A 14,951-nucleotide genomic window follows, 5' to 3' on the forward strand; every position below is an offset into this window, starting at 1 on the left:
CTAGTTTTTCCCCATTACAATAAATTTAAACTTTGGATAACCAGCAGTTGCTGACGAGTGCATAACTTGTTGCATGACTTCATAAGAAAGGTTCTTATCCATAACAATATTTACTTGCTTTTGGGATTTTTGTTTCTTTTCAAGGGCCTCTTTATCTAGCGAAGAGATTGCTCTGGATTTAAACTTCTTATATTCCTCTAAATCTTGGTCTCTGAATTTCTTAAGTTCTTTTTCTAAGAATGCAACATTTCCAGAACCCTTAGAAATTCTTCCAATTTCCTTGTTGTTTACAAATACTTTTCTATCCTTAGATACTTGTATAGTTACTGACATATTTCCCAACTTCTTGCTAATAGATTCAGGCATTTCTAGATTGTCTTTAACTTCTAGCTTTAGATCACTTGGGTTATAGCTTTTTAGTAGGAAAACTAAAAGAATAACAAGAATATCAAGTAGAGAAGTGATATCAATATCAAGCTCTTTCTTTTTTCTATTTAATACTGACTTTCTTCTATTTCTAGATGACATGTCATTCTCCTATATTACTGTTTCGAAAATAATTTGATCAAATAGGGTATGAGTTTTAATAACTTTTCCCTTTTTTGACTTAGCAACAAGAGGTGACATCTTGCTATCTATTGCAGTAACCGCATCCATTATACGAACAACTTCTTTGTAGTTAGTGTTCTTCGTTGGACTTAGAATAATTGAACGCTCATCAATATTTTCTAATTTGATCTTAGTTAAAACTGATTTTAGCTTTTCCAGATTATATTCGTTGCCGATTTTAGGTATTGTTGTATTAACAACACCGTCTACACCAGTTTTGATTACTATACTCGTAGAGCTTATCGCAAGAGTAAGATTAAGAGGACGCTTGTCAGATTTTTCTGTATCTACTGTTGCTATAGCTGGAGCATCACTTCCGATTTCATAGATTTCAACGAATTGAGCACTCATCAATAGGAAGAATATAAAGATGAATACAGCATCCAGAATTGGAATGAGATTTAACTTTGGAATTTCTTTTCTTTCAATTCTCTTTCTCATAATACTACCCCTAGTATCTAGTATTAGGCCGCTTTAGGTGTCTCTGGAACAGCTGGAACAGGAGGCATTTGTCTCTTTTTAGTTCCTAGAAGGTCTACCAACTTTAGTGAGTATTCTTCTACTTCAGATATAATCTTGTCACTTTTGTTAGAAAGAATATTATGTATAACCATGATACTAATCGCTGATATTAGTCCAAATGCAGTAGTGTTCATCGCTTTTGAAATACCTAATGCTAGTAGTTTTGCCTTTGAAGAAGGATCTGCATTGGCTACGGCCGCGAAAGATTCGATAAGACCATAAATCGTTCCTAGTAGACCGATGAGGGTTGAAACGTTTGCAACGAGACCTAAGTAACTCATTCTTTTTTCAATCTTTGGTGCTACTTCTAATATTGTTGAGTCTACAGCATCTTGAATCTGATCTTTTTCTTGGTTCGCTCTTTTAAGTCCTGACTTTAAAACCATTGGTAAGAGTGCGTTTGTATTTGAACAAGACTGAATTGCCTTTTGAACATCATTATTTAGAACATGTTTTTTGATCATATTCATTAGTGATGATCCATCAATATCATATGTGAATAAAGATTTGATTCTCTCTAATGCGATAGCAATACCAAAAGTCCAAGTTGCTAGAATAATCCACATAAAGATTCCACCTTCATCCATAAAAACAGCAAGTGTTTGTAAGAATGATGGATCTGAAACTGCTTGTGCTACTTGATTTTCCATATATACCCCTTATCTTAAATTTCTGATATCTTGTGTTGATTCTTTATCAAAATCCATTCTTTCATAAAGTGCTCTTTCGAAAACTTTACGATCTCTTTCTTTTACAGATAAATCACCTGGGGCCAAGATTTGACCTTCAACTTCCAGATTTCCTAAATCAAAGCTTTCATATTTCTTATACTCAACAATGACATTCTTATCTGCTGCAAATATACTTACTGAGAACAGTAGAACCATTATAATTTTCATTTTTACCTCTTGCTCACTTTTACAGTTTTGCAATTCGATTTTAGACCGTAAGAGTAGTCACCTAATTCATCGGCCCAGAAAGATCCTTCAAAGTTCCAAAAATGTTCGTCTATTTTTCTGTTTACATTTTCTAAGCTACCTCTGCTACGATTAGATATTAGTTCTTTATTTCGGTATATAAGGTCTCTTTGTTTAGACATTACTTCCAATTTTATATTAAACATCTCATACGAATACTTATGAATGTCATTTATGAAGATAAACATCTGTTTTTTAACGTAGTGATTAAGCTGTTGCGTTCTCCAGTGGATTGAGTGCTCAACACTTCTTGTTAGCTTCTTTGAAAAAGCAGTTTGCTTACGTTTTTTTAGGTACTTAAGTTCATTCTTTGCTTTCTTATAGCTTACAAGGTCAACACTAAACTTTATTTTCTTTCTAATTTGCGTGATTAGATTTCTAACGTATGGGTTAATCTTCTCTGTTTCTTTAAGTGAGCCAAAAGCAAGCTTAATGAAGTAGTCATGAGAGTCTTTGTTAGGAAGAATGACACTTTTTAATGAATCACTTCTTGATTTGTATACTTTATAGTATTGATCGATGGTAGAAAGAGTATCGCTGTATAAGCATAGTCTATAGTAACTTAGTGCATTTAGTACTTCCGCCTCTGGAAAGAAGTAGCTGCTCAGTAGAGGAGACTTATAAGTAACAACTAGTCCAAGTGATCTATTAAAATCCTCTAGATAGTAATTTGCCCAGGCCTTTTCAATTAATGTGTATGGCCAACGGTATGATGACTTTGGAATTGAATTATACATCTCGATTGCTTTAGCATATAGCTTTTGCTTATAAAGAATTCTAGCATTGTGAATTACACATGATTCATTGATAACTGAATAGTATCTTTTTAATTTTTCTTTATCTGCATTACCCATGAACTTTTCAGATATTTTAATACACTTGTTAAAACGATCTTGAGCTCTAGATAAATCATTTAATAATTCTCTACTAGTACCTGCAATATATAGCGCTTCTGGAGCGAATTTGTTCTTTAGAGATATTCTCTCCGCTACGATTCTGGCGTTCTTATATCTTTTTTCTCTAAACATCTTAAGCGCGTAAACTAATTGTAACGTTGCAGAGTTATGCTTTAGAAGGTCTTTGTTTGGAAGTCCTGCTAGAGTGTTGGTACCTGTTTTAAGTAAGAGAACTTCTAATTGCTCTTCAAAATCCTCAGTTATTTTCTGTGACTCAATAATATGTTCAGCAGCGAACGGTACCGCTGAGAAGTAATATTTAGATTTAAATAATTCATTGAAGATAACTAAGTTAGACTTTCTCTTCGAATTAAATTCTCTTTCGGCCTTTCTAAAGTCAGCTAGACTAGAAAAAGATAGCATGAATGTAAGTAGTATCATTATATTCTTCATCATTTTTCCTAGAAGCTGTAACCAATTGAAAGAATTAAATCAGATGTTCCACGCATTTTATCGCTTGCTGTTGCACCATTTATTGTTGGTCCAGGCGCTTGATAAAATGTTCTTTGCAGGTCAATTCCTATGAAAAGTTTCTTCGTTGCATGTACTCTTAGTCCAGTTTTGGCAACACCACCAACATATGATTCAGAGTTAAATGTAGACGATGCGTTTGGATCAGAGACTGTGTCCTTATTTGATTCAGCATTAATCTTTGCTAAACCAAGACCAAAGTTCCAATCGAAGTAAATAATTTTATTGAAAGTATTGATTTTTCCATAGAATGGTGACCAAACTCCCATTGCTCCGTAACTGCTATTTATTCTTCTAATGAACGGAACACTTTGGTTAATTCTTTGAAGGTTTTCATAAGCATCATTATTAGAGTTTGAGTAACTATTGTAGAACATCTCTACTGCAAATTCTTCATTGAAGTAGTAACCTGCTTTGAAGTTAAAACCCATTGTGTCTTGATACTCACCACTAAGACCGGCAAGGTATCCTAGTTGAGTGTATATTGTTCTTTCTTTCTTATATAGTTTGTTTTGAAGAACATATACTTTCTTATCCGGATCAAGCCAAAGGAACTTATATAGATCTTTCTCATCAGCTTTTGTTTCTAATATTGACGCTCCCATAAGAAGCGTCGATACTAAAAATGTTGTAATCCTACCCCTAGAAAAATACATTAATTAAGCTCCTGTGCTACAATTGAATAACTAATCTCTATATTTGCTCCCTCTGTAGGTATATGACCGTCAAGGAATTTAATAGAGCGCGATTGTGAATCATATGAGTATCCACTTGCTAGTTCTGAACCATTAACTTTTACATTTACTTTGTCATCAATAGGTTGTTGAGAAAGTGCAAAGCTATCGAGTAGGTTTACAATTTTTCCACCCATCTCACGTAGGATTTTATAGAAGTCCTTTTTGATATGCGCAGTCTGTCCACCAGTATTAGCACTTGCTTCTAAGTATCTTGTACCAATAGTTTCCCATCTATACTTAGTACTTTCTTTAGTAACAATACTATAGAGCTTAATTAGACCAGTCTTATTCTTCTTGCTCTTAAGAAAGTTTACATACTCACTAACTAGCTTTTCAGATTGATCTTCTTCATCACTCACATAAACAACGACTAGGTAAGCATCATCTCTCATCCATTGTCCGTCATATCTCTCGATAAATGACTTTGAAGTATGAAGACCTTTTTCCCTACCTGAACCTCTAGTTCCAACTTTAATACAGTTACTAAAGTTCTTTACAAAATTAGCTTCATTAGTCTTTGCTGCAGCGGCATCAAGAAGTCTTGGATCACATGACCACTTACCATCTTTGCTACTAGTTGCATCCGTAGTCGTTACGGCCATTTTAAAATCAATCTTCTTTTCTAAGAATTCATGAATGAATACATCAAAGTTATAAGCGAGGGCCTTTTGTTCATCACCCATAGAACCTGAGTCATCAACAACCCAAAGAATATCAACTTTACCTTCTTTGGCCGCCTCTTGTTTAAAGTTTTCAACTACAGGCTTAAGCACTGGTCCAACTGGCTCAACAGGTACTACTGGATCAGTAGGAGTTGTCGTTCCACCACCATTGTCACCACCGTTATCAACAACTGGATCAGTAGGAGTTGTAGTTCCACCACCATTGTTTCCACCGTTATCAACAACTGGGTCAGTAGGAGTTGTAGTTCCACCACCATTGTTTCCACCGTTATCAACAACTGGGTCAGTAGGAGTTGTAGTTCCACCACCATTATTTCCGCCATTATCCACAACTGGTGGAGTAGGTATAATGTCAGCAGGGTTTGTAATATTGTCCGTTGGTATTTCTATTTCTGTAGGTATGTCCTTGTCGGCAACACCAGCTCCATCAAGAAATTTCTTCTCGTAGAACTCTTGTTCATTACAAGATGTCATAGCAGATAAAATAAAAATAAAACAAATAGACTTTCTAATCCATGAAGTTGAAAAAACCATCACCGTCTCCAATAACGGTAGCAAGATCATTTAATATGCTTGATCGTGCCATATCCGGCTTTTCTGAGATTTTGTGAGCGGCTTACATGCTTAGAGAACGAACGTACAGCAACAAAATCGAAGAAGTTATCTAATCCCTTTCGGTGCCTAAATAATAGCAAACTGAAAAATGATGTAAATTAGCATTGGGGTAAAAAGGTCGGTTTTGTATGTGTTTCAGATAGTTAGCCTTTAAAAAAAAGGTTTTTTCATCAAATTTTATAGAATGTGAATATATCTAAAACTCGCCACTTTTATATGTCAGTCAGACTTAAATTATTGATTTAACAAAATTTTTTCAATTTCTCGCTTAAATGGATCTTTGAGCCTATGACCTTCATCTTCCACTACTATGTAGCTTGAATTAGGTAGTCTCTGTTTAATAATTGAATAGTGCTCAAAAGAATTCTTGTAATCAACCATTAAGTCTTCTTTTCCGTGAATCTGAATTAATGGAAAATTTAACTTTTCTGGGAGAAATTGCCACTTTATAGTACAGCATAGTCCTAGGACTAGACTTACATTAGTAAGCTCTTGGGCCAAGAATGGACTGAGATATCCACCCTGAGAATATCCTATAATGAGCTTCTCAGTATCCTTATAATCAAGTTCATCAATCAGTTTACTAATAAGTGATGCCGAAAAATTATAATCAATCTTGTATGAGTTCGAGTGTCTATTGTAAAAATACCAGGCATAACGCTCTATTACCTTCTCTGGTGTAATTTTAGGAATTGGGAATGGTCCATTGGGAATTAAGACATCAAAACCCTCTGGGATAGACTCTAGTAGCTCTGTGGATATTTCCTGAGCACTCTGGGCAAACCCATGTAGTAGAATTACTAGCTTTGAACCATTTCTCTTTATGAGTTTATAGTCAAATGGGAAATCGATATTTATTTTCTTTCTATCAGTTTTCATGAAACAATAGTAATAGAATAAAAACATAAAGAGTAGAGTGTAGAAGTGAAATTAAGAGAAAAATTATTAGAAACATTATCTTTTCTAGAGCCAATGAGTCTGGAAAAAATATATTTGGATCTGGATAATGATTTTCTAATGAAGAATAAATCCTTAACAAGTGAGGATCTTGAAAATGAATTAAAGGCCCTTGTTTCAAGCAAGAAGGTTAAATTAATCAAAGAAGATAATGCTTCTTTGTGGATTAAGATTTTTCCTCGAAAGCCACTGATCACTAGACTGTTGGAATACCTAAAAAGCCTGTACAAAACCAAGTAATCAATCCCATTACAATTGGGATCGTTAAGTTATCATCTAACTTTATCGGTAGCATCTCAAAAGCTGTCATAACTAGTGAAACAATAATTGCTAAGAGTGTTACTAGCGACATATCGTTATCAAATAGAAATCCAAATACTCCAAAGATAATTAAAAAAGTAGAGATAAAAAATGCGGCAGAGCCTTCAAGACTCTTTCCTTTTACAATTCTATTTTTTCCAAATCTAATTCCGATAACGGCCGACATTGGGTCTGCTATGGCCAAAGTGAAAATAGATGTTAAGGCCACGACCTTTGGAAAACTTAGTAATGTTAGTAAAAGACCCATTACAAAAGGCATTCCTGCAGATTCTTTAAGCTGCTCTTCTGCTCGTAATAAATACTTAGTGAGGATTGAAAAAGTCGAAGCATGTTCAGGGTAGTTAAGTCTGAGCTGTTCTACAATATATACTAAACAAGCTGCTGTCCCTAGAATTGAAACTGCTGCTTGGTGAGTAAGAAACATATAGTAAATGATTCCTGCTCCAGTTCCCATTGAAAGATGAAAGAACCTTCTAGGAAATTGAAGATCATGTCTTGTGGCCGTGGCCTTAGGAGCTTCTGTAGTCGTAGAGCTTTCTACTGAACTTTCTGTATCATTTTCTTTATTCACAATAATTCCTTTGCTCTATTATCGGAAAATATTTTGAATATGTTAAGGCTTTTAGTTGATTATTTCACTCGGAGAGTTGTCACTAATATCTTTAAGTAAGTCTTTTTGATTTATAATTCCTAAGATCTTTCTCGTTGTTCTATTTACCACTGGAAGACTCTGGTACAAGTGCTCTTGAAAAACTGCGAGAGCTTCATTTCTACTCATATCATGATAAATAACCGGATATTCACTAATAAGTGATTTAGCTGTGATAAAACTATTATCTTCCTCTTTAGATATCTCTACTAATTGCTTAAGGTCAATCACGCCTAAAAAGGTTTGATCATCATCTATTATTGAATAGAAAGGTGAGCTATTTTGATAGACAAACTTTTCTACATTTTCAATATTAGCACTGACTTTAACTGAGGTTATATCTGTCTTTACTAGCGACTTTATAGTTGTATCGATTAAGGATTCCTCAGAAGACTTTATGTTGAGATTTTCTTGGAGATTATCAATAATTTGACCCACGCTTAGATCGGCCTTTTTAGTAAAACTCTTTCCACCCGCTGTCGTTTCCTTAATTTCTCCGGCCAAAACAAGATTGTGTTTTAAAAGAAGAGGTCCCATGATCTCAAAGACAAAAATAGAACTCATGATGATTGTTACTATGAGTTGTGCACTTTGCGTCTCAATAGGCATAATCTTAGTTACAATTGCAAGAGCAATTCCCGCATGGGAAAGGGTACAGAGACCAAAGTATTTTGATTTTGACTCGAATGAACTAACAACCTTTCCAGTTATTTTCGAACCGAAGTAGAATCCCGCTGTTCTGCAAACGATGTAGACAACGGCCATTAAAAGGACTGTCGGTGTGAACTCTCGCAAATTGATATGAACACCTGCTAAAACAAAGAAGATGGCATAAATTGAAAGCCCCATTTCATTTATACCTTTATGAATTTCTTTTCCAGAATTAGATGCATTTACCACTGTGAAGCCTATGACAGTGGAGATAATGAGAGGATCCGTCTTTAAATAGTAGGATAGGGTTTGTCCAAAGAGTATAGTTGAACCAACTAGCATGAGAAATTCAGATGATTTCTTTTCTTTCTGTTCCCAATACGAAAGAAAAAAACCTAGTAGAAAGCCTAGGATAACAGAGCCAAGTAGAGACCATACCAACATCCCTAGTTGGATAAGCGGAGTTGAGCTACTTTCATTTGGCCATATATGTAAAACTTTTAAAACAACTTCTATAACCTGTGTACCAATTAGAGCAACAACTGTTGCAAGCCCAAGATAAGTTAAAATGGAGCGTTGCAAAGGTCCTTTGGCATTATACTCCTTCATCACAAGTAATGTTGTTGGCGGAGCGCACTCTAGAGACACAAAAGAGAGGAAGATTGAAATAATAAGTGCTAGCTGAAAGTCCTTGGTAATTAAACTATAGCTTACAAATGTAAGACTAAAGACCAGAATAAAAGTAAATGCTCCTGCAGTTGCAATTTCTTTGATGCTTTTCCCACCAAGTTTTTTTATAAGATCTCGGTCAAAATCCCCGCCAATATTAAAGAGGATAAGTCCCATCGCAATATCTGAGAGAAAGTGAATACTGTCTGCGAGTTTTGTGGAAAGTAGGTTTATGCCTGTCGGACCAAGTAAAATACCAGTGAATATAAATGCAGTAACTTTTGGAATTTTTAGTTTTTTTGAGAATTTCCCAAATATTAATGACGCTATTAATGCTAGTCCCAAGATAGGGATCTTCTGTTCAATAATAGCTAGCCCCACTTCTTGAGATTGCAATGTAGTATCCTCATAACTAATTTAGACTAAATTATAACTGATTTTGCAATTTCATCAATTTATGAAGGCCAATATAAGCTTCATTTTACCTAAATATCGGGTTTACCTTACTATTTTTATTGTTTAAAATACTTAAATACCTCAATTTCGGAGCAATAGTGAAAAAGAAGATCATTTCGTTTTGTATACTCATTTTAGTAATACTAGCTGGTGCGACATATGCGTTGCTTAATTATAATTACTCAAATGGCTATCGTTCTGGAAAATTAGTTAAGCTCTCTAGAAAAGGGGCCGTAATTAAGACATGGGAAGGAACTCTTGATTTAGGTTCTGGTGATCAGTTAACTTGGAATTTCTCAATCCACGACAATGAGTTAGGAGAGGCCCTTGTAAAGAAAACGGGGCAGCAAGTAAAATTAGAATATAGAGAACTATTGTACAAAGTTTTCTACAGCACAAAGTTCGACGTAACTTCTTGGTCACTACTTAGAGTCGCTGGAAGTGAAAACTTCTGTAGACTTGTAAACGTTATCAAGCATAGTCGAATTGCTGTAGACAAAGTTAAAGCTCTAGTAAAAGAATATGATGCATCTTTGCTTGAAGAAATACGAGACTGTCAATAGTTCTAGGCAGCTGATCTAAATTGGTGTGCACAGAAATGTGCCACCTGAATTCCTATTTTTAAACACTTATAAAAAATCAACAAAGTACTCAAGTTTAAAGCATAATGGCTTCAGGTGGGGGCCTTTATGAGAAATACTTCTGTTCAAAGATTTTATACTGAGAATATTAATAAGTACTTTGGTATTCTTTGCAATAGTAAAGTCACTCATTTTGATTCTGTGTTAGAGAATCGTAGCGTGACTCTTAAGTGGAAGTCCGTTCATCATCAATATCTAAGTTCAAATGAAGCATTAGTTCTAGGAATTAAAATGCTTAGTGACGAAACAGAAGTATCCCACAATGCTCACGATATGTTTGATCACGCACTTAATTGTGATGAATTGGGTAGTGAAAGTGAGCAGCTTATTCATCTTGCAATGGGAATTTTCTATTTTAAAAGGGCCTTAAATGAAAAAGACCTCAAAAAACAAAATAGAATTTTAAAGCTTAGTGAATATTATATTAAAGAATCAATAAAGCTGAATGTAGATTGTCATATCTCTAAGTTACACTTTGTCTTAGTTAAGATTGCTCTGCAAGAATTTGGGGTAGCGGTAAAAGAGTTAGTTCGATTTGCCAAAGAGTCTGAAGAATCCAAAATTTATGAGCTTCTTTTTAAAATTTATCAAAATATGGAGCTTCCTAATATTGCGCTTTACTATAGTCTAAAAGCATCTAAGGGAAAGAAAAGTGCTATTTTATAATATACTCTAAAGGATTAGAGGTGTTTCCCGTCAAAGTAAGTTCTATCATTGTCTCGGCGACAATACTTGCTTTGACGGGTGCATATTTTCTTAGCCCTTTAGGAAATAAAATTCCTAGCGGTGCAAAGAGTTTTATTCCTAGGTATTCACCAAATCTAAATTCCTAACGTTCCCCAACCAGAAGGCTTGGTCTAACGATAATAGTCTTCATGGTAGTATCGTTTAAGAGCTCTTCCATCTCGCCTTTAATACTATTATAGAAGAGCGAAGAGTCTTTATTTGCGCCTAGAGAACTTATGACACAGAAGAAGCTAGCTTGGGCCTCTTTTGCAAATTTATAGCATTTTAAGACGTAGTCCAAGTCAACACGTCGAAAAGCTTCCTTAGATCCTGCTTTCTTAATTGTTGTTCCAAGACAGCAATAAACCCCATCAAACTTCTCTGGTGGTAATATATTTTCTTTTTCAAAATCAACGATACGTATATTAGAAGAGCTCTCGTGAGAGTTTCTTAGGGCGAGGTAAGTGTCATGCTTGTTTGCGAGTTGAGACGAAAGCTCTTTTCCCACGAGTCCACTTGCTCCAAAGACTAAAAACTTCACTAGATAACCATAAGTAGCACAATAAATGCTAGAATTGAGCAAGTAAGAATGGCGTTAAAGTAGCTCTTTTTTTCTGGAGTGCTCTCAAATTCTCCATGCTCTTTGAAGTACTCACTTTCAATATTGTCTATAATATATTGAAGATCTCTAAAAGGTGTAATGCCGTTAAGAGAGTAGATTATTTCTCGATCTTTACAGAAGTGAAGTGCCGGAATTGAGCGAATATTAAAAAGCGCCGCAAGTTCAGGTGATTCATCAGTATCTACTTCTAAGATATTGAACTCAGGATTTTGTTGAGAAAGTTTTTCGAGGACTGGGCCCATGGTGTTACATGGGCCACAAGATTTAGAGCCAAACTTTAAAAGGTAAGGTCCTTGAATTGACTTGATGGAGTCGTCAAACTCTTGAGAATTTACTTTTTTCACTAGTGCTCTTTCCAGTCAATGTGAGGCTCTGGTCGATTGTTTGTTATCTCTTCAATCTTTTCCATCACTTCATCTGTTAACAAGTCTATTACATCAAGTGCTTTAATATTATCTTCAATTTGCTCAAGTCTGCTTGCTCCTAAGATAATGGTGCTTACATTTGGATTCTTAAGACACCAAGCAAGAGATAGTTGGGCCAAGTTTGTCCCAAGCTCGGCCGAAAACTCTAAGAGGTTGGCCGCAATTTCAAGTTTCTTCTTTCCTTCTGGAGTTTCATAAATTTCTTTTAGCCATGAAAAGCTCTCTAGAGAAAGTCTAGAACCATCTGGTATACCCGCTGAATACTTACCTGTAAGTATTCCTGAACTTAGTGGAGACCAAGTTGTAGTTCCCATTCCATACTTTGAGTATAGAGATGAGTACTCTTTTTCAACTCTTTCTCTATGCAGTAGGTTGTACTGTGGTTGCTCCATTGTAGGTGGAGTTAAATGATACCGTTCAGAAATTGTATAAGCTTCTGTTATTTGCTCAGCAGACCACTCACTTGTTCCCCAGTAAAGGATCTTTCCTTGTTTAACAAGAGTATCCATTGCTCGGATTGTCTCGATAATCGGAGTGTCTAGGTCTGGACGATGACAGAAGTAGAGATCTAAGTAATCAAGTTGTAGTCTTCTAAGGGCGTTTTCACATCCTTCGATAACATGCTTTCTATTTAAACCACGTTGAGTAGGTCTGTCGCCACCCCAGAAAACTTTGGAAGAAATACAATAAGTATCTCTGCTCCATTTAAGTTTCTTTAGGGCCTCGCCCATAATAATTTCAGATTCACCATCGGCGTATACTTCGGCGTTGTCAAAGAAGTTAATTCCTTTGTCATAGCTTAGGGCCATCATATCAACCGCTGACTTTGTATTAATTTGATTTTTAAATGTAACCCAAGACCCTAGAGAAAAACTACTTAGAAATAGTCCAGAGTTACCTAGCTTACGATACTTCATATCACTCATATTGACTCACTTTGTTGTGCTAAAGAGTATGGGCTTTTTTACAATAAATCAACAAATCACTTTGATGAAAAGTATAAAATGGCCCCGGCACTACCAAGTGGAATAATTGTGAGAAATGACCAGAAGGCGATATCAAATAAACGTCCCTCAAGTGTTACTTTTTCTCTAGAAGTTGCTGTTTTTTCGATGTTTTTTTTCATAAGTAGTCCTAGTGGCAATTTGGGCCAACAGTGTAGAAAGTCCATAGTCGATAGGAGACAGTAGAGAGTCCTAAGCATATTAGTAGAAAACCTGAAAGCTTAGGTGCGTACCTTGCTACAGGTTTAACAATTTGGTGAATAAGTGTAGGAGCAAAGACCATGGCCGGAAGAGTTCCTAACCAAAAACCAATAACCCCAAGAAATCCAATTAAAGGGGATTGAAATGTCATAAGCGTAATTACTACAGCGTAGAGAAATCCACAAGGAAGCATAAGAGATAAGGCCCCAACTGAATATCCTTTAAGAATATTAGAATTCTTATTTTGAGTAAATCTAGAAAAGAGTCTCTTGTAAAGTGAGTTTAGTGCTCCAGGAAGTTTTACTTCAAACTTCTTTCCTCTCATAGACTGAAGTCCCCAAAACGAGAATAGAAGTCCAATAGAAACACCTCCAACAAGAGGTATGTATTGGCCAATGCCCGTTGTTTGAATGAGTGAAGACGTAAGCATTGCGATCACGGCCATGATTAGATAAGCACTGAGTCTTCCTAACTGATAAGAGGAATTACTTTTGAAATCATTTCCAACACTCATTACTAATCCACCGCACATTCCAATGCAGTGGAGACTACCGGTTAGCCCAATCATAAAAGCAAACATTGGAGCAAAGACAGGAAGAGCTGACTGTATCTCAGTTAGTTGGTCCAACAAGAGTGACCTCCACTTGTTTGATAAGTTTCTTTGTCTTTGGATGTAAGACTCTCATAAATACTTTAAGGGTTCCTTTTTTTAAGTGATCTTTCTTAAATCTCATAAACACATTTGTATGAGTCATACCATCTTTCAATGGCACTGGGTTTTTAGGAGTAACAAGCTGAACATTGTCAGAATCTGTTACTTCTAGGAAAACAGATTCAAACTCAGAGCCTCTATAGTCAAAGACAACTTTGAAATGATTATTAACTGTCTCAGTATGCTCCGTTCTAGAAATAGTATAAGGAGTCTTACTTCCTCTAAGAAGAACAACATCAAGATCAGTGATTTTTGTCAAATTATAAATAAGTCCTGCTAGCATAGATAGGCATACGAGAAGATAGATTAAATTTCTCATATTTAAATGCTTAACCTTCTTTCCCTCTAGAGCAAGTTCTGAGTCATATCTAATTAGACCTTCTGGTTTTCCTACTCTTCTCATTATATCGTCGCAAGCATCAATGCAATTTGTACAAGCGATACATTCTAATTGAGTACCTCTTCTAATATCAATACCTGTAGGGCAGGCCTTTACACAGGCAAAACAATCAATGCAATCTGCGTGTTCATCTTTTGCTTGTCCTTTCTTTCTTCTAGGTTCACCTCGATTATAGTCATAGGCGATAATCATTGAGCTTTGATCCATCATGACTGATTGAAATCTTCCATACGGACAGGCAATGAGACAGAACTGCTCTTTGAACCAACCAAAGTCAAATAATATGATAGCTGTCGTAGTCCAGGTCGCACCAAAGAGTGTTAGATTTTTAAAAGGTGACTGTAGGGTAATATCTATTAATTCTCTTGCTCCAACAAAGTACCCTATGAAGGAGTGAGCAATGTGCATGGACGCTACTGTAAAGAGTGTCCACTTAATGATTTTCTTTATGATTTTTTCAGCACTCCAAGGGGCCTTGTCGAGCTTCATTCTTTTTCGGGCATTACCTTCAACTAAAATTTCTATCTTTTGATAAATTGCATCTATGAAAACTGTTTGTGGACATGCCCAACCACACCAGACTCTTCCCCAGATACTTGTTATAAAACCAATGGAAAAAACGAAACCTAAGAATACAAAAATTAAAATAGGTGCGTTATGACTATAGAAAGTCATACCAAAGAAAGTAAATTCCCTTTTAACGATGTCTAGAAGAATCGCCTGTTTTCCGCCTATATTTACCCAAGGTAAAATTAGATATAAAGCGATAAGAAAGTAGTAAACTAAGTTCCTACGATTTCTCCATTTTCCTTTTACATCTTCAGGATAGAGATAGACTCTATGCCCCTGAGCATCAGTTGTAGCAAGTCTTTCTTCATGTAAATCAAATGGATTGTCTGACATCTTCTATCCTTAAAATAGCGAAGAGGACAATACCTCTTCGCTTA

Annotated in this window: 19 protein-coding genes; 3 read left to right on the forward strand and 16 right to left on the reverse strand. The window is 35.6% G+C overall.

Going from position 1 to position 14,951, the window contains the following annotated elements:
- The 8 genes from DPQ89_RS05215 to DPQ89_RS05250 form a co-directional block, all read right to left on the reverse strand.
- On the reverse strand, positions 1 to 528 hold the full coding sequence (locus DPQ89_RS05215; RefSeq protein ID WP_127715861.1) for a biopolymer transporter ExbD: 528 nt from the start codon (positions 526 to 528) through the stop codon (positions 1 to 3).
- Positions 529 to 537: 9 nt separating this feature from the next.
- Entirely contained in the window at positions 538 to 1,050 is a 513-nt protein-coding gene (locus tag DPQ89_RS05220; protein WP_127715862.1) for a biopolymer transporter ExbD, read from the reverse strand.
- Between the two features lie 23 nt (positions 1,051 to 1,073).
- Entirely contained in the window at positions 1,074 to 1,781 is a 708-nt protein-coding gene (locus tag DPQ89_RS05225; protein ID WP_127715863.1) for a MotA/TolQ/ExbB proton channel family protein, read from the reverse strand.
- Positions 1,782 to 1,790: 9 nt separating this feature from the next.
- Complete coding sequence (locus DPQ89_RS05230) at positions 1,791 to 2,030, reverse strand: hypothetical protein (protein ID WP_127715864.1); 240 nt, start codon at positions 2,028 to 2,030, stop codon at positions 1,791 to 1,793.
- A gap of 2 nt (positions 2,031 to 2,032) precedes the next feature.
- Positions 2,033 to 3,457, reverse strand: coding sequence for a hypothetical protein (locus DPQ89_RS05235; RefSeq protein ID WP_127715865.1), 1,425 nt, complete (start codon positions 3,455 to 3,457; stop codon positions 2,033 to 2,035).
- Positions 3,458 to 3,465: 8 nt separating this feature from the next.
- Complete coding sequence (locus tag DPQ89_RS05240; RefSeq protein ID WP_127715866.1) at positions 3,466 to 4,191, reverse strand: outer membrane beta-barrel domain-containing protein; 726 nt, start codon at positions 4,189 to 4,191, stop codon at positions 3,466 to 3,468.
- A complete protein-coding gene (locus tag DPQ89_RS18600) occupies positions 4,191 to 5,489 on the reverse strand; it encodes a VWA domain-containing protein (protein WP_206611137.1) in 1,299 nt (432 codons plus the stop codon). Before DPQ89_RS18600 ends, DPQ89_RS05240 begins: the two co-directional genes overlap by 1 nt.
- A gap of 315 nt (positions 5,490 to 5,804) precedes the next feature.
- On the reverse strand, positions 5,805 to 6,449 hold the full coding sequence (locus DPQ89_RS05250; protein WP_164848267.1) for a hypothetical protein: 645 nt from the start codon (positions 6,447 to 6,449) through the stop codon (positions 5,805 to 5,807).
- A 45-nt stretch (positions 6,450 to 6,494) separates the two neighbouring features.
- Between DPQ89_RS05250 and DPQ89_RS05255 the strand changes: the two genes are divergently transcribed.
- The gene (locus DPQ89_RS05255) at positions 6,495 to 6,767 is read left to right on the forward strand and encodes a hypothetical protein (protein ID WP_127715868.1); all 273 of its coding nucleotides are present in this window, start codon (positions 6,495 to 6,497) and stop codon (positions 6,765 to 6,767) included.
- On the opposite strand, the gene DPQ89_RS05260 is transcribed toward DPQ89_RS05255, so the two are convergent.
- Both DPQ89_RS05260 and DPQ89_RS05265 read right to left on the reverse strand, forming a co-directional pair.
- A complete protein-coding gene (locus DPQ89_RS05260) occupies positions 6,724 to 7,419 on the reverse strand; it encodes a diacylglycerol/polyprenol kinase family protein (RefSeq protein WP_127715869.1) in 696 nt (231 codons plus the stop codon). The genes DPQ89_RS05255 and DPQ89_RS05260 overlap by 44 nt on opposite strands.
- A gap of 51 nt (positions 7,420 to 7,470) precedes the next feature.
- Positions 7,471 to 9,213, reverse strand: a complete 1,743-nt coding sequence (locus DPQ89_RS05265; RefSeq protein WP_127715870.1) for a cation:proton antiporter — start codon at positions 9,211 to 9,213, stop codon at positions 7,471 to 7,473.
- Positions 9,214 to 9,371: 158 nt separating this feature from the next.
- On the opposite strand from DPQ89_RS05265, the gene DPQ89_RS05270 reads away from it, so the two are divergent.
- Together DPQ89_RS05270 and DPQ89_RS05275 are read left to right on the forward strand one after the other, a co-directional pair.
- Complete coding sequence (locus tag DPQ89_RS05270) at positions 9,372 to 9,836, forward strand: hypothetical protein (protein WP_127715871.1); 465 nt, start codon at positions 9,372 to 9,374, stop codon at positions 9,834 to 9,836.
- A 126-nt stretch (positions 9,837 to 9,962) separates the two neighbouring features.
- On the forward strand, positions 9,963 to 10,580 hold the full coding sequence (locus tag DPQ89_RS05275) for a hypothetical protein (RefSeq protein ID WP_127715872.1): 618 nt from the start codon (positions 9,963 to 9,965) through the stop codon (positions 10,578 to 10,580).
- Positions 10,581 to 10,743: 163 nt separating this feature from the next.
- Here DPQ89_RS05275 and DPQ89_RS05280 read toward each other — a convergent pair whose 3' ends face one another.
- The 6 genes from DPQ89_RS05280 to ccoG form a co-directional block, all read right to left on the reverse strand.
- Entirely contained in the window at positions 10,744 to 11,181 is a 438-nt protein-coding gene (locus DPQ89_RS05280; protein ID WP_164848268.1) for an NAD(P)H-binding protein, read from the reverse strand.
- Positions 11,181 to 11,606: a co-chaperone YbbN gene (locus DPQ89_RS05285; RefSeq protein WP_164848269.1), complete on the reverse strand. Its 426-nt coding sequence runs from the start codon at positions 11,604 to 11,606 to the stop codon at positions 11,181 to 11,183. The genes DPQ89_RS05280 and DPQ89_RS05285 overlap by 1 nt, the downstream gene beginning before the upstream one ends.
- Positions 11,606 to 12,604 (reverse strand): aldo/keto reductase, encoded by a 999-nt coding sequence (locus DPQ89_RS05290; RefSeq protein WP_127716458.1) that lies wholly within the window; start codon positions 12,602 to 12,604, stop codon positions 11,606 to 11,608. Before DPQ89_RS05290 ends, DPQ89_RS05285 begins: the two co-directional genes overlap by 1 nt.
- A gap of 65 nt (positions 12,605 to 12,669) precedes the next feature.
- Positions 12,670 to 12,813 carry a hypothetical protein gene (locus DPQ89_RS18445; protein ID WP_164848270.1) on the reverse strand — a complete coding sequence of 48 codons (144 nt, stop codon included), beginning with the start codon at positions 12,811 to 12,813 and terminating at the stop codon, positions 12,670 to 12,672.
- Between the two features lie 8 nt (positions 12,814 to 12,821).
- Entirely contained in the window at positions 12,822 to 13,523 is a 702-nt protein-coding gene (locus DPQ89_RS05295; protein ID WP_127715875.1) for a sulfite exporter TauE/SafE family protein, read from the reverse strand.
- Positions 13,504 to 14,907 (reverse strand): cytochrome c oxidase accessory protein CcoG, encoded by a 1,404-nt coding sequence (gene ccoG / locus DPQ89_RS05300; protein ID WP_127715876.1) that lies wholly within the window; start codon positions 14,905 to 14,907, stop codon positions 13,504 to 13,506. Before ccoG ends, DPQ89_RS05295 begins: the two co-directional genes overlap by 20 nt.
- Positions 14,908 to 14,951: the final 44 nt, after the last annotated feature.

Source organism: Halobacteriovorax sp. HLS (assembly GCF_004006665.1).
In the GTDB taxonomy this organism is placed as follows: domain Bacteria; phylum Bdellovibrionota; class Bacteriovoracia; order Bacteriovoracales; family Bacteriovoracaceae; genus Halobacteriovorax.

Excerpts from the sequence above, each read along its gene's own strand:
- DPQ89_RS05235 (WP_127715865.1), bottom strand. The coding sequence starts at position 3,457 with ATGAAGAATATAATGATACTACTTACATTCATGCTATCTTTTTCTAGT.
- DPQ89_RS05225 (WP_127715863.1), bottom strand. The coding sequence starts at position 1,781 with ATGGAAAATCAAGTAGCACAAGCAGTTTCAGATCCATCATTCTTACAA.
- DPQ89_RS05290 (WP_127716458.1), bottom strand. The coding sequence starts at position 12,604 with ATGAAGTATCGTAAGCTAGGTAACTCTGGACTATTTCTAAGTAGTTTT.
- DPQ89_RS18600 (WP_206611137.1), bottom strand. The coding sequence starts at position 5,489 with ATGGTTTTTTCAACTTCATGGATTAGAAAGTCTATTTGTTTTATTTTT.
- DPQ89_RS05250 (WP_164848267.1), bottom strand. The coding sequence starts at position 6,449 with ATGAAAACTGATAGAAAGAAAATAAATATCGATTTCCCATTTGACTAT.
- DPQ89_RS05275 (WP_127715872.1), top strand. The coding sequence starts at position 9,963 with ATGAGAAATACTTCTGTTCAAAGATTTTATACTGAGAATATTAATAAG.
- DPQ89_RS05220 (WP_127715862.1), bottom strand. The coding sequence starts at position 1,050 with ATGAGAAAGAGAATTGAAAGAAAAGAAATTCCAAAGTTAAATCTCATT.
- DPQ89_RS18445 (WP_164848270.1), bottom strand. The coding sequence starts at position 12,813 with ATGAAAAAAAACATCGAAAAAACAGCAACTTCTAGAGAAAAAGTAACA.
- DPQ89_RS05230 (WP_127715864.1), bottom strand. The coding sequence starts at position 2,030 with ATGAAAATTATAATGGTTCTACTGTTCTCAGTAAGTATATTTGCAGCA.
- DPQ89_RS05215 (WP_127715861.1), bottom strand. The coding sequence starts at position 528 with ATGTCATCTAGAAATAGAAGAAAGTCAGTATTAAATAGAAAAAAGAAA.
- ccoG (WP_127715876.1), bottom strand. The coding sequence starts at position 14,907 with ATGTCAGACAATCCATTTGATTTACATGAAGAAAGACTTGCTACAACT.
- DPQ89_RS05240 (WP_127715866.1), bottom strand. The coding sequence starts at position 4,191 with ATGTATTTTTCTAGGGGTAGGATTACAACATTTTTAGTATCGACGCTT.